This is a genomic window from Glaciibacter superstes DSM 21135 (assembly GCF_000421145.1).
Lineage (GTDB): Bacteria > Actinomycetota > Actinomycetes > Actinomycetales > Microbacteriaceae > Cryobacterium > Cryobacterium superstes.
In genome coordinates this window covers 107,858-121,493 of the sequence record NZ_ATWH01000005.1, presented here as the reverse complement: position 1 = coordinate 121,493, position 13,636 = coordinate 107,858, and the positions used below count along the sequence as shown (strand labels likewise).

Below are 13,636 nucleotides of genomic sequence, written 5' to 3'. Positions count from 1 at the left end.
AAACGGTGAGGTCTCGGCGGGCGAAGACGACCATCTGACCACACTCGCGTGCACAGAGGCAGGGCGCTCAGCCGGCGAGCGCCTCGGCGATCCAGTCGGCCGGCACGATCTCCGCGAACGTCGGCGGGTCTTCTACGAGACCCGTTTGCAGGTGGAAGTCTGCCGACTTCTGGTACCCGTCCTCGCTCGGCTGCGGATCGCCGGGCATCTCAGACTGCAGGATCGGCACAAGCGCCTCCACCGTGGCAGGCTCCATCCCCGACTGGTAGAGCTCAAACAGCGCTGCGACATCCGCGGAGTCGCCCTGGATGACTTCCTCTGCCCGCGCGATCCCGCGCAGGAAGGCTGCGACAGCCGGACCCTTCTCATCTATCACCGACTGTGTCGTGAAGACGATCCCGTGCATCGCGCCGTCGAGCGTCGGCACGTCGCCTCTGGTCGGCGAGATGTAGATGCTGCCGACATCCGTCGTCTCGGCCTCCTGCCCGATCGGCTGGAAGAACGAGAGGGCATCGACCTTGTGGGTCTTGAGCGCACCGATCGCCGCAGAACTGTCAGCGCCAAGGTTCACCAGGGTCACCTCCGTGCTCGGATCGATGTTCTCCTGCATGAGCAGGTAGTTGATGAACGCCTCCGTTCCGCTGCCGGGGCCCGTCATGCCGATCGTCTTGCCCTTCAGGGACTGAATGCGTTCCGCCAGGGGCGCATCCACGTCGGCACCGTCAAACTCGTCACCGACGATGATGTCGACATAATACGAGTCGACGAGTGAGCCGATGATACGAGCCTCATCGTTGACCTTGTACAAGTTGAAGGCATCCGTCATCACCCCGCCGCCCACGTCGATGCTGCCCGACTGCAGCGCCGCTGCCAGTTTGGCGCCGGTGCCAAGGCGTGGGCGGTCTTCGCCGAGGGTGAGCCCCTCTTCGGTGAAGAATCCCTCGTTCTCGGCGACGAAGATGGGGAAGAACGCGACCGAGTTACTGATCTGGCCCACGTTCAGGGTCAGCTCTTCTCCGGCACTCGCCGACGTATCCGCCGACGTATCCGCCGCACCTGATGAGGCGCAGCCAGAGAGCACAATACCGACGGTCGCGGCCAGCGCGACCAATATTCGAGCACGCGATGTGCTATGGGTGGTACTCATTTCTATCTCCTTTGATCGGGTGTGAGTAACGCGGGTGATGCGGGTGGTGCCAGCGACACAGGTGCTGAGAGTGCGACAGGAAGAACGTGAGAACGGATGCCGCGGGTCACCCCTCGGCGGAGAGCGGCTTCCATCGGTTGGCCCGTTTGCTGATCAGGCTGACCAATGAGTTGAGAATTGTGGCGAGGATGCTGAGGACGACCAAAGCCGCGAACACCCCGTTGGTATCGAAGCTGGCCGACGAATCGCTGATCAGGTAGCCGAGGCCGCGGTTGGACGCGACCAGCTCCCCGATGACGGCACCGATCACGGCGTACGGGATACCGACACGCAGGCCGGTGAGCAGCCCGGTCATCGACGCGGGAAGTATCACCTTGAGGGCGACGTCCCGGCGGCTTGCGCCCATGAGTCTGACTGCATCGATGAGACCACGGTCGACCTCCTGCACGCCAACCGCCGTGTTGAGGAACACCAGGAAGAACACCGACACTGCGGCGAGCAGCACCTTCATGTCGATGCCGATTCCGAACCAGACGATGAACAGTGGGGCGAGGGCAACCTTCGGGATGGCGTAGAGGGCCATCACGAACGGACTGATCACGTCCCAGATCGCACGCACGGGGGCGACCAGGTAAGCGAGCACTGCGCCGGCGACCGCGCCGAGGAGGAAGCCGAGCACCACCTCCTGAACCGTGATCCAGGTGTTCGACCAGAGCACCCCGTTGCCTGTCCACTCCACGAGCCGCTCTGCGACACCGAAGGGCGAGCCAACGAATTGCGGGTCGAGCACTGGACCGGACAACAGCCACCACGCCACCAGAAAGATGACGAGCACCAGAGCTCTGGCGGTCCAGATCATGGTGCGGTAGCCCTGGCGTTGCCGCCAGGTGTTCTCGGTACGGATGCGCAACGGCCCTGTTGGTGGAGCGGTGCCTGGAGTAGCCCGGGCGACCGGCGACCCGGCGGTGGATTCGATGGTCATAGCGCACCTTCTTTCAGCGCCGCCGAGAGTTGGCGGTGCAGGGCGACAAAATGAGGCGCGACCCGCATGTCGTCCGGGTCGCGCGGCCGAGGGAGGTCGATCTCCTGGTCGAGCACGATGCGACCGAGGGGCCCGAGCACAACCACGCGGTCGGCAAGAAGCAGCGCTTCCTCGATGTCATGGGTGACAAACACGACGGTGCGACCGCTGCCGGCCCAGAGCCTCAGCAGTTCGGCCTGGAGTTCGGTGCGCAATTGGGCGTCCAGAGCACTGAAGGGCTCGTCGAGCAACAGGGTTTCCGGGTCTCCGCTCAGCATTCGCGCGAGGCTGGCCCGGCGACGCATGCCTCCAGACAACTCCCTGGGGTAGCTCTTCTCGAAACCGGAGAGCCCGACTCTCTCAATCAACTGCCCGGCGGCGGCCCGGCGCACCTCGCGCCGTTCACCGCGAAGCTCCCTGGGCATCTCGACATTGCGTTGAACGTCGCGCCAGGGCATCAGTGTGTCCTGCTGTGTCAGGTAGCCCACCTGAGTGCGCACGTCGGTGATCTTCTCGCCCTGGTAGGTGATCGCCCCCGACGTCGCCGTGGTGAGGCCGGCGAGCAGGTTGAGGAGCGTCGACTTCCCACAACCGCTCCGCCCCAGCAGCACGACGAAGCTGCCCTCTTCGACGTCAAGGTCGACTTCGCGCAGGGCAACGAGATCTTCACCGTCTTTGCTGAAGTGCTTGGACACCTTGCGTACCGCGAATTGGGTTGTCATTTCGTCGCCTCACTCTCGCGTGCCCGCAGTCCGTGGATGTCATAACTGAGCTCGCCCGCCTGCAGACGCTCCCGCATCCGCGCCTCGCGTTCCAGCCGGGATCTCGCTGCGACCAGCACCTCGTCGACGTCGCCCTGTGCGACGACGACAGCGCCATCGGCGTCGAGAATGACGATGTCACCTGGGCGGATCACGGCACCGCCGACGGTGACGGGCACGTCGACCTGGCCGGGGTCGGACTTAGCCGCCCCGCGCACCCGCACCCACCTCGCCCAAACCGGCAGACCGAGTTCGCGCACGTCTTCCAGGTCGCGAACGGATGCGTCCACAAGAACTCCCGCAGCGCCGTGCACTTTCGCCTGGGTGAGGAGCAGGTCCCCGACAAGCGCCACCGGCCGCGGCTCAGGCATGGTCAGGATGAGGACGTCGCCCGGTTGCACCGCGGCCATCACAGCGTGCACGGCCCAGTTGTCATCCTGGGCGCATGCGGCGATTCTGGCCGGCCCCGCAGCACGGGTACCGGGGACGATCTGGTGCAGGGGCACATCGATCAGGCCGCGCCTGCCGTAGGCCTCGTAGACCGTGGCGCTTCCGAGCCGAGCCAGCTCGGCAGTCACGCTGCTGTCTGTCACGGCACGGTTGGTCATTGTGTTCTGCGTCGTCGCGTCGTTCATAGCTCCGTCACCACATTCGGCAGGATTCGCTGGAAGGCCTCCGCATAACGGATGTCGGCGTTGCCGGTGACCTTGCGCGCGTGATTCCCGCGTTGCTCCGCGCGCTGCTGGTAGTACTCCTTGAGGTAGACCTGCGCCGCCATCGACGACATCGCCTCTGCCTTCGCGTCGATAGTGCTGGTGATGTCCACGTAGACGGTCGGCACAAATCCGCACAGTTCCGGCTGGTGCGGTTCGAACACCAGAAACTCCGACGGCGCCGCTGTGCGGAAGCCGCTGGCCACCCCGGCACCTGACGTCAGCAGTCGGGCGCGGGCGACAGCGGCGTATGCCGCGGGGTGGTCGGGGTTGAACGGATCGAGTTGCGGATGGGTCAGCACCACGTGCGGGGCGAAGTCACGCATGAGTTCGGCAAGCTGATCGACCCGTTCCGGTCCGACGTCGAGTGGGTAGTCACCGAAGTCGAATGCCCGAAATGTCGCGCCGACCGCAGTGGAGGCACGCTCTGCCTCCCCGTGACGGATCCGCTTCACGTTCTCCTCGGTCTGCCCCTGCTCCTTCCAGAGCCCGCCGGACTCACCGCGCTCACCGTACGAGAGCGCGACAACGATGGCTTCCCCACCGCCCGCAGTGTGGCGCGCGATCGTGCCTGCCGCGCGCCAGACGAAGTCGGCGCTGTGTGCGCCGACCACCAGCATCCGCCTGCCCGTCATGCCGCACCCACAGCCTGAGACGTGGCGGTCGGTGCCGCTGCGCCCCGCGTGTTGACAACCGCCATGATGTTGATCTCGTCGTCGCTGAATCCAGCGGCAAGAAGCTGGTCAGCCATGAGCGCCAACCCGTCTTCGACCGGCGGATTAAAGGGTTGCCCGAGGTCGCTCGAAAGAATGGAATGCTCGGGTCCGACCTGGCGGATGTGGTCGAAGACTACTTCCCAGGAGACCTTGCCGCTGTGTGGCGTTGTGAAGCAGCGCTCCATCAGCGCACCGCGCTCCGCCAGTCGCTGCTGCACGTCGACGGACAACTGCTGGGAGGTGAACTCCGGATGGGTGACGATGACCCGGTTCACGCCGGCGTCGATCGCTGCGTCGACGACGACGACGATCTCCCTACTGCTCAGGTGTCCGGTGGCGAGCACCATGTCGTGCTTGGCGATCACCGTGAGGACATCGCCGACCTCCGGCAGGATGGCGCCGGACCCGTCGAGAATCCTGATGGCGGGCGACATGATGCCCTCGCGAGCCAGATCGTCCTGGAGTTCCGCCCACATCGGAGGTGTCGACCCCGCAGGGGCAAGCGCCCTGCTCTCACGTTGATTGACGCTGTCAACGGTCGGGAACCAGACGATCCTGGCTCCCTGTCGGCCGGCGATCTCGACGGCGACGGGGTTGAGGCCACCGACCGACCCGTTGAGGGTCAGCGCACCGAGCACGTCAACACCGGGGATGACGCCGCGCACAACTTCTGCGCGCTCGGCAGTGGGAACGTAATGCGACTTCAAGACGAAGCCGGCCATGCCGACCTCGGCGAAGCGTCGAGCGAGCGAGACATCGTCGATGCGCCTCTTCATCACATCCGGACCAACATGGATATGCGTGTCGTACGCGCCGGTGACGAGGGCCCTGGCACGGTCGGTGGGAATTGGGTGGTCGGACATTGAGCCTCCATTGGCTTTTTCGGCGCGCTTCTGCAGCGTGACCTCATCGGTACTTGTTGGGTCTGATCGGTGTTGGTGGGGCCTGGCGGCCGTCGGTTACGGCGCGGGTTCGCCGTGGGCGCGCTGGGAGCGCGCTCCGGCGGTGTCACGCAGCGTTTCCGCAACGTGCGAGAGGTGGGTGCGCATCGCGGCAGCTGCCCGTTCGGGGTCGTGGGCGGCGATGGCCTCGACGATCTCGGTGTGCTCGGCGAACGAGTTCTTGGCGCGGCCGACAACGAGCACTGTGCGGTACTGAAAACGCACAAGTTGAGCTTTGAGTTCGGCGATGAGCCTGGCGGCCGTCTGGTTTCCGGATGTCGCGGTGACCTTGGCGTGAAGCAGCGAGTTGACATCGGAGTACTTCAGGAGATCGCCGCTTTCCATCAGCTCACGCATCTGCACCAGCATCGCGCGCATCTCGGCGATGTCGTCATCGGTGGCGTGCAGTGCCGCCCCCTCCGCGGCGAGCGACTCGATGGCCGCACGAATCCTGGTGATCTCGAATGCCTCTGACTCCGAGACCATGCGAACACGTGCACCCCGGTTGGGTTCGCGTACGACAAGACCGTCGTTCTCCAGCCGGGCGAGGATGATTCGCACTGCCGCCCGTGGCACGCCGAGCGACTCCGTCAGGTCGAGCTCGACAAGCCGTTCGTTCGGCATCACGCGTCCCTGCACGATATCGCCGTGCAGTCGCCGGTATCCTCCTTCGGCCGCCGTGGCCTTGGACGCCCTGGCGGGCAGGGCCCTGTCGTCGTCACGATCCGCAGAAGCGTCGCGCCGGGAGAGCATGCTCACGGTTGTCCTTTCGATAGTGAAGCCAGCCAGCGGAGAGTGCCATCCGCCATCCAGCCGGGTGTGCCCAGTTCGGTCACATACTCCAGTGCGTCCTCGACCTCATGGATGCGGCGTTCAGCATGAGCGTGACTGCCGGTGACGAGCCGCTCGACGAGCGCAGGACCATTCGGCCCGAGCTCATCGGCCATCTGGTTGCGGATCCAGTCTTCGCTGCCCGCTGCCCGTCCGGCGGCGAGCGATTCGAGAACAACCCCTGCGAGCCCTTTCATGAAGAGACTGCGCTGGAGTTTCCGACCGGCGGCGTCACCGGCGATCTCCGAGATGGCTTCGATGGGCACGCCGAGCGGGGTGAGCAGCTGAGATGCCCGGGCGGCCCCGGTACCACTGGCGAGGAGGGGCGTTGCGCTGCCCGCTCGCGGAACCGGTGCGAGAACGGCGATGTCGGCAAAACGGATGCCGACTTCCGCGGCGCGGCCCGCGATGGCGGCCTTGGCCCACGGTGAACCGGTGTTGAAGTCGGCGAACACGGCGTCGTGGTCAAGATGTGTGAGTGCGGCGTCGGCAACTCCGGCCGCGGCGTTCGCTCCGACGAGGCTGATCACGATGTCCGCGGCTGCCACCGCGGTCGACAACTGATCGAATTGGTGGATCCCCTCGTCGTCGAGGGTGACGAAAGGGTCGTAGCCGCTCACGCCGGCACCGGCGTCGTGAAGACCGGTGGCGTACAGTCGCCCGGCTTCTCCAAGCCCCACAACGGTGACAGTCGTCACAGCGCCTCCTCATGAACATCTTTGTTAGTTAGATAGCGTACAAGATTGTTAACAATCTGTAAAGAGGGAGCGTGATCACGCCCCACAGCACACAAACGAGCCGTCGCAAGTGCGGTCAAATCGTCGGTTCGCGGCGCTCACGCCGACGATTTGGGCTCGCGCGTGCGCCGCAGGTGCCGCCTCCCGCGTCGAAGAGGCGGCACATGGGGCGCACTGGTGAGAAACAGAGGCGGCAAGTGCCTCGCGCCCCTACTTACTGATCGTGTCGGTGACCGAGAGCCCTTCGACATCGACCGTCGCGATGGAAAGGTCGCGGTTCAGCACGTACGCCTGCTCTCCCGCGTCGTCGAACACGATTGCCTGGCGAGGTTCGTTGAACTCCGTCAGCGTCTTCACGATCGTGTTGGTGGCGGTGTCGATGACGTCAATCGTGTTGTCTGCCTTGTTGCTCGCGAAGAGCAGCGTGCCATCGGGAGACAGCGAAGCACCGTAGGGTTCGACACCGACGGTGATCTCGCTCGTGATCTGACCCAGTGCAACATCGACGACAGAGATGCCGTTGCGCCCACTGTTCGCCGCATACAGCGTGTTGCCATCGGGCGACACCGAGATTCCCCGGATCTTGTTGAATCCGGTCAACTCGCCCACGATCGCCTTGCTGGCAGTGTCCACGATGATGACCTTGTCGCCCTCGAAGTTGGTCACAAAGAGCTTTGTTCCATCGGGTGACACCGTGGTGCCCTGACGCGGCTGGGCAAACCCGGTGACGACGTCGATCGGCTTTCGCGACTCGAGATCAACGATCGTGACGGAGCTGTGCGCCTCGTTGTTCACGTAGATAGTCGTGCCATCCGGGCTCACCGCGGTGCCGAATGCGCCTGGCCCGACGATGATCTCGTCCTCCAGGGCGAGATCATCCGTGTCGTAGAACCGGAGAGTTCCGAGCGTGCTGTCCGAGACGACGAACTGCGACCCGTCGTCAATGAAGGCGATGTCTCTCGGTGTGCCGAACCCACCGATCTTCTTGCGCAACTCTTTCCCAGCGATGTCATAGACCAGGATGGACTTCTCACGACTGTCCGAGACCACAGCAGTGGCCTCATCTGGACTCACGGCAAGCGAGTTGTTGGTGATATCCGGATCAAACCCGTCACCCTCTGCCGGAGCCGCCGTCGCACTGGCCGATGGGTCACTCGAAGACGACTCGGAACTGCCCGGCGAGCCCGCTGTAGCGCACCCGGTCAGTGCCAGCGCAAACAGCGAAACCGCCGCCGTTGTCGTCATCGTTCGCCTGTGCTTCATGAGCGCTCCTCGCTGAAAGTAGTCTGCATTGTGTGCATGCCTCTCGTTGGATATGTAAACAGATTCGATTTAAAATTTGATCATGCAAAGATGAGTGACGTCTGAGAGCGGGCTCACCGCCGAGTTCGCGCTATGCTTGATTGAATTTGAAATCTAAATGAGAGAAGCGCCTGATGCCAGAGCAGTTCAGCTACCTGACCGAGCTTGAAGAATCCGGTTCGGGAGTTCGTTCGTCGTCCGATGAGGTTCGTAACCTCGGATCGGATGGCACACCCCTTCTGGCGCGTTACGACCTCGATACGGTTCGATCTGCTGTGACGCCGGCCATCATCGCGGAGCGAAAGCCCACGCTTTGGCGCTACCACGAGCTACTGCCTGTTCGAGATCCGGCCTTCATTCGCGGCTTCGGAGAGGGCATGACGCCGCTGGTCGAGTTGCCGCGCCTCGGAGCCTCACTCGGTGTGCCGCGGTTGAAGGTCAAGGATGAATCCGCGCTTCCGACGGGCTCGTTCAAGGCGAGAGGAGCCGCGGTCGGAGTCGCCAGGGCGGCAGAACTCGGCATCACGCGACTGGCGATGCCCACGAATGGAAACGCGGGCGCAGCCTGGGCGGCCTACTGCGCCCAGTACGGCATCGAAGCGACGGTGATCATGCCCGTCGATGCTCCCGCGATCACACGCTCGGAGTGCGTGATGGCCGGTGCCCGCGTGGCGCTCATCGACGGTTTGATCTCGGATGCCGGCCGGGTTGTCGGTGAACTGACGCGCTCGGGGGACATCTTCGATGCATCGACGCTCAAGGAGCCGTACAGAGTCGAAGGCAAGAAGACCATGGGGCTCGAACTCATCGAGCAGCTGGGCTGGAAGGTTCCGGATGTCATCGTCTACCCGACCGGTGGCGGAGTTGGGCTCATCGGAATCTACAAGGCGATCCTGGAGCTGCAGAAACTCGGTTGGATCGGCGCGAAACTTCCCCGCCTCGTGAGCGTTCAAGCTGCGGGATGCGACCCGATCGTGCAGGCGTTCACCAGCGGCGCGAGTGATGTCACTCCCCAGACCGACACCCGCACGGTGGCATTTGGCATCAACGTGCCAAAGCCGCTCGGCGGGCGAGCCGTGTTGGAAGCCGTTCGTGCAACCGAAGGAACCGCCATCGCGGTCTCGGACAGCGACATCCTGAACTTCATCGAGAAGTGCGCGAGCAGCGAGGGGATGATGTTCTGCCCGGAGGGGGCAGCAACCCTCGTCGCCGTGGCTGAACTGCGTGGTTCCGACTGGATCGACGCACAGGACGAGGTCGTTGTGCTCAACACGGGCGCGGGCAACAAGTACCCGGAGGCGGTGGCCGTCGACCTGCCGACGGTCGCTCGCGATGCTGGCACGGACGAGGTGCTGGCAGCCTTCCAGTGAGCGTGACAGACTGCGGCGCCGCAAACATCTCCCATGTGCGGCGCCGCGCGGTATCGAATCGCCACGGTCTCGAATCGGCGCGATGCCGCACACGGCCTCAGTCGAAGGAGAATCCGCGACCTTCGAGGTAGCTTCGCAGCAGCCGTCGCCCGAAATCGGCGGGCTTTCCGAGAACCTCCGGCGAACTGCACCGCAGCGCCGTGTGCTCGGCCCAGCCGTATTCGGCGTCGTCCTGCCCCACCTCGCCCGGAACCTGGATGTGCCGACCGGCATACGTGCGCCGCCGCATCATCGTGTCGTCGTAGTCACTGATGCCCGCCTCGAAAGCGTCTTCACTGTACTTATTGCGGTGAATGGTCACGTTCTCCGGCAACCGCGGCTTCGTTCCGCGCCGCTCCCCCGCCCGCTCGAAGCCCACGCACAGCCCGGCAACGGCATAGACGCCTTCGGGCAATTCGAGCTCTTCTGCAATCAGGTCAGGTCGGTCTCTCACCGAGCCGATCGGCGTCGTCGCCAGGCCGAGCGACTCAGCTGCCACCAGGGTGTTCTGCATCACGAGGGCAGCATCAACGGATGCCAGGAGGAACATCTCGAGCGTGTCGCCTCCGAATTCCCTCCCCTGACGATGCGCGACGTAGCGGAGCCGGTTGACGTCGGCACAGAACACTAGGAGCAACGGCGCCTGGGCGATGCACTCCTGCTCACCGGCGAGGACGGCCAGACGCGACTTCGATGCTTCATCGTCGACCACAATCACGCTGTACGCCTGCAAGTTCGACGAGGTCGGTGCGCTTCTGGCCGCGGTCAGAATGGCTGTCAGCATTTCGTCTGGGATCGCCCGCGATTCGAATGCTCGCACCGACTCGTGGGCCGTGATCACGTGAACGGTGTCGTTCATGTATGCGTCAGACACGGGGATGTCCTCGTGCATAAACCGGTTGCGGTGCGCCACTGAAGTTGTCTCCGTCATGTCGCGATCATACCAGAGCAGTTTAGATTTTGAATCTAAATACGGATGCCTGAGATGTGCGCCAGCAATGCGACAGTATTATTACCAGTGCGCCATTATTACCAGTGCGCCGCAGCCGCCAATGCGCCGCCGCCGCGTATGGTGAGAATTCAATCAGCTGAAATGGGGTCGACCGAGTGATGGAATCCCCGGACGCGTTTCCTCGCTTCAGCCTGACGCAGGAAGCGTACGCGGCCATTCGATCGATGATCATCGCCGGTGACCTCCCGCCCGGGTCACGGGTGACGGTGCGTCCCATCGTTGAGAAGCTGAACCTGTCGGCCACACCGGTCAAAGCCGCACTGATGGCGCTTGAGCGCGAGGGTGTGCTTGAGTCGAAGTTGCATCGCGGATTCTTTGTGCCGGCGCTCAGCACAGCTGATCTGCGGGAGATCTATGAGATGCGTGAGGCGCTCGACTGGCTGGCCGCGCAGCTTGCCGCGTCGGCGGAGAATCACGCCGCAATCGCGACCCAGCTGCGCGCCAAGTGTGAACAGCAGCGCACGTATCTGAAATCCAGCGACGTCGACGCCTACCGGCGCATGGACCTCGAGTTTCACCACGACCTGTGGGCGCTCTGCGGGAACAGTCGGCTCCAGCGCACCGGCGAGCAGCTGATGGACCAGATGCGTCTGGTCAACAGTCTGTCTGCACGCGTTCCCGGGAGGGTAGAGCAGTCACTCACGGAGCACCTCCTCATCGTCGACGCCATTGAGAAGGGCCTCGCCGAACAGGCGGGTGCGGCCGCGACCCAGCACATCAAAAGCGTGCTGGGAACGTTCCTGGAATCCGTGAACGACGAGAACGCTGCCGCGAACGGCACCGAGGCCGTCTGAGCCCGACGCCGCGCTGACGCGCGACGACTTGGTCAGCGCGGGCGGTTCCGCCGTGGAGGTCAGTTGGAGGAGTTGATCTACCTGAGCACGTCCGCGCTCCCAGTGATTGATCATGAGTGCGACTCAAGTAGATCAAGGCGGACGAGTGGACGCTCGGTGAGAGTACGAAGGAACGGATCCGACGCTGCCGCCTCCCACGCATCGACGCTGATAATACGCGGGTTGACTTCACGCCCGAGTGCAGCACCGGCGACGCTCGCCGCTTCGTAGATCTCGCTTCGGGATGGATTGCCGACGATGAGCAGGTCGATGTCCCCCGGGGTGCTGCCAGACTCTCCTTCCCTGCGGGCCGCCCACGACCCGTAGAGGTAGGCTTCACCGATGCCAGCTATGCCAATGAACTCACGAGGAATCACGACCGCGGGACCGTAGGTGAGCCCGAGCAATTCTGCAAGAGGCCGAAACGTCGGCGTATCCCGACGCGATTGGACCTCAACCGCCTGACCGCGCTTTTCGGCGGTGACGAGTCCCATCCCTGCGAGTCGGGAGACCTCGCGGTGCGCACTCGCATACGGTGTTTTCGCCAGGCGCGAGAGTTCTGCGATCGTGAATGACCGCTCCGGATTCAGAAACAGCCGCGCGAGAATCTCTCCCTGCGCGTCTGAGCGGAAAAGCGGCGCGAGTGTTGGCGCCTTAGTGTTCATATACACGATATTACTATCGGTTATATGGATAGGCAAGCAGACGGATCCCTGAGCACGAGTGAACCATCGGCCGCAGCCCAACGGGTGAGCACGGCCAGATCGTCGGTGTAGGCCGCTCGAAACGGCGATTGCACCGCACGCGTGCGCTCTTTGTGTCGCCTCGCAGGTCGGAGAGGCGGCACAAAGAGCGCACGGGTGGCGGCGCAGTGCGGATTAGACCGCCGCGGGCTCCGATGCGACGACGTCGCTCTGCAGAACCTCGATCAGCAGAACGGATGCCTCGTCATCGGTCAGAGCCTGCGCCAGCGCCAGCTCGGAGACGAGGATCTGACGTGCCTTCTCCAGCATCCGCTTCTCGCCGGCGGACACGCCTTTGTCTTGGTCGCGGCGCCACAGGTCGCGCACGACCTCTGCCACCCGGTAGACGCTGCCACTGGCCATCTTCTCCTGGTTGGCCTTGTAGCGGCGTGACCAGTTGCCCGACTCCTCGACGAACTCCTCTGTCAACACCGCGTACACGGCCTTCACACCGTCTGCGTCGATGACGTCGCGCACTCCGACCAGCTCGATATTGTCGACTGGCAACTGGATCATCAGCTCGCTGGTGTGCACGTTGAGCGTCATGAACTTCTTCTTCTCACCCTTGATCGTGCGGGTGGTGAGTTCGGTGATCGTGACGGCACCGTGGTGCGGGTAGACGAGGGTTTCGCCGATTACGAGTTTCATGGATACTGCCTTCTTCTGTTGTGGGGTGGACCGGCCGGGTAGCCGGCGAAAGTCATGGGTGAAGTTCTGTATGGGGTTCTGCGTTGGGATCAGCGAGCCAGTTCGGGAGCAACCGCACCAGTTGGTCAACGACCTCGTCGTCTGTCGCCTCGAACCGGCCGCGCATCCAGGCGCTGATCAGGGTCATGGCGCCACCGGCAATGTAGGTCGTGGCCAGCTCTGCGTTCACACCGGTCGGGACGGCGCCCTTCACCAGCATGGACTCGAGAATCTGGGTGGTGTAGGCGGCGACGATGCGGTCGTAGACGCTGCGGGTCAACGGCAGTTCGAGCACGCTCGAGTAGAGCGGAAAATGCTCGATCATGTGTTCGATCAGCCGCGCATACCCGGATCGCGCCGTGCTGCGGGCACCGTGGTCGCCATGGTGCACGTCGACACCAGCCGACCCCATACCGGCGATCTGATCGATGCTGCTGAACTGATCGCCCAAGAGTTCGGATGCGAGTTCGTCAAGACTCGAGAAATGTGCGTAGAACGAACTGCGGCTGATACCCGCGGCCTGAACGATGTCGCCGACCGAGACGCTTCCCGTTCGTTCGGACATCAGCGTTCGGATTGCCGTGAAGATCGACTGACGCGTGCGTTCCGCCCGCGGATCGTGGCTGGAACCGGCTGCGCGCTGCCTGATCGGGCCGGTGGTCGCAGCCGGTACTGCCGTCGTGGTGGCTGTCGGCGTCGCAGTCGGATTCGAGGTCGAAGCGAAACTCGTGGCTGGCGTTCTGGGTAGTACGTTTGACGCCATCAGACCAGTGTACCACTTCT

15 protein-coding genes are annotated in these 13,636 nt (G+C 63.7%); 2 read left to right on the top strand and 13 right to left on the bottom strand.

The features are described 5' to 3' along the window. Window positions 1–67: 67 nt before the first annotated feature. From K323_RS25010 to K323_RS0108140, 9 genes are all read right to left on the bottom strand, one after another. On the bottom strand, window positions 68–1,147 hold the full coding sequence (locus K323_RS25010) for an ABC transporter substrate-binding protein (protein WP_051147280.1): 1,080 nt from the start codon (window positions 1,145–1,147) through the stop codon (window positions 68–70). A gap of 106 nt (window positions 1,148–1,253) precedes the next feature. Then, on the bottom strand, window positions 1,254–2,129 hold the full coding sequence (locus tag K323_RS0108175; protein ID WP_022884795.1) for an ABC transporter permease: 876 nt from the start codon (window positions 2,127–2,129) through the stop codon (window positions 1,254–1,256). Then, window positions 2,126–2,890 (bottom strand): ABC transporter ATP-binding protein, encoded by a 765-nt coding sequence (locus tag K323_RS0108170; RefSeq protein ID WP_022884794.1) that lies wholly within the window; start codon window positions 2,888–2,890, stop codon window positions 2,126–2,128. The genes K323_RS0108175 and K323_RS0108170 overlap by 4 nt, the downstream gene beginning before the upstream one ends. Further along, window positions 2,887–3,564 (bottom strand): 4-carboxy-4-hydroxy-2-oxoadipate aldolase/oxaloacetate decarboxylase, encoded by a 678-nt coding sequence (locus K323_RS0108165; protein WP_022884793.1) that lies wholly within the window; start codon window positions 3,562–3,564, stop codon window positions 2,887–2,889. The genes K323_RS0108170 and K323_RS0108165 overlap by 4 nt, the downstream gene beginning before the upstream one ends. Then, the gene (locus K323_RS0108160; RefSeq protein ID WP_022884792.1) at window positions 3,561–4,277 is read right to left on the bottom strand and encodes a PIG-L deacetylase family protein; all 717 of its coding nucleotides are present in this window, start codon (window positions 4,275–4,277) and stop codon (window positions 3,561–3,563) included. The genes K323_RS0108165 and K323_RS0108160 overlap by 4 nt, the downstream gene beginning before the upstream one ends. After that, complete coding sequence (locus tag K323_RS0108155) at window positions 4,274–5,221, bottom strand: DUF6282 family protein (RefSeq protein WP_022884791.1); 948 nt, start codon at window positions 5,219–5,221, stop codon at window positions 4,274–4,276. Before K323_RS0108155 ends, K323_RS0108160 begins: the two co-directional genes overlap by 4 nt. 96 nt (window positions 5,222–5,317) lie before the next feature. Beyond that, the gene (locus K323_RS0108150; protein ID WP_084697105.1) at window positions 5,318–6,052 is read right to left on the bottom strand and encodes a GntR family transcriptional regulator; all 735 of its coding nucleotides are present in this window, start codon (window positions 6,050–6,052) and stop codon (window positions 5,318–5,320) included. Between the two features lie 2 nt (window positions 6,053–6,054). Then, on the bottom strand, window positions 6,055–6,828 hold the full coding sequence (locus K323_RS0108145; protein WP_022884789.1) for an NAD(P)-dependent oxidoreductase: 774 nt from the start codon (window positions 6,826–6,828) through the stop codon (window positions 6,055–6,057). Window positions 6,829–7,077: 249 nt separating this feature from the next. Continuing rightward, a complete protein-coding gene (locus tag K323_RS0108140) occupies window positions 7,078–8,130 on the bottom strand; it encodes a beta-propeller fold lactonase family protein (protein ID WP_022884788.1) in 1,053 nt (350 codons plus the stop codon). Window positions 8,131–8,303: 173 nt separating this feature from the next. On the opposite strand from K323_RS0108140, the gene K323_RS0108135 reads away from it, so the two are divergent. Then, window positions 8,304–9,539: a threonine synthase gene (locus K323_RS0108135; RefSeq protein WP_022884787.1), complete on the top strand. Its 1,236-nt coding sequence runs from the start codon at window positions 8,304–8,306 to the stop codon at window positions 9,537–9,539. 97 nt (window positions 9,540–9,636) lie between these two features. Here the strand turns inward: K323_RS0108135 and K323_RS0108130 are convergent, their stop codons facing one another. Further along, window positions 9,637–10,509, bottom strand: a complete 873-nt coding sequence (locus tag K323_RS0108130; RefSeq protein WP_026851406.1) for a nitroreductase family protein — start codon at window positions 10,507–10,509, stop codon at window positions 9,637–9,639. Between the two features lie 179 nt (window positions 10,510–10,688). On the opposite strand from K323_RS0108130, the gene K323_RS25005 reads away from it, so the two are divergent. Further along, window positions 10,689–11,384: a GntR family transcriptional regulator gene (locus K323_RS25005; RefSeq protein ID WP_022884785.1), complete on the top strand. Its 696-nt coding sequence runs from the start codon at window positions 10,689–10,691 to the stop codon at window positions 11,382–11,384. 110 nt (window positions 11,385–11,494) lie between these two features. Here K323_RS25005 and K323_RS0108120 read toward each other — a convergent pair whose 3' ends face one another. The 3 genes from K323_RS0108120 to K323_RS0108110 form a co-directional block, all read right to left on the bottom strand. Beyond that, window positions 11,495–12,088 carry a nucleotidyltransferase domain-containing protein gene (locus tag K323_RS0108120; protein WP_022884784.1) on the bottom strand — a complete coding sequence of 198 codons (594 nt, stop codon included), beginning with the start codon at window positions 12,086–12,088 and terminating at the stop codon, window positions 11,495–11,497. Window positions 12,089–12,301: 213 nt separating this feature from the next. After that, complete coding sequence (locus K323_RS0108115) at window positions 12,302–12,814, bottom strand: CarD family transcriptional regulator (protein ID WP_022884783.1); 513 nt, start codon at window positions 12,812–12,814, stop codon at window positions 12,302–12,304. Between the two features lie 52 nt (window positions 12,815–12,866). Continuing rightward, window positions 12,867–13,616 carry a TetR/AcrR family transcriptional regulator gene (locus K323_RS0108110; RefSeq protein ID WP_022884782.1) on the bottom strand — a complete coding sequence of 250 codons (750 nt, stop codon included), beginning with the start codon at window positions 13,614–13,616 and terminating at the stop codon, window positions 12,867–12,869. Window positions 13,617–13,636: the final 20 nt, after the last annotated feature.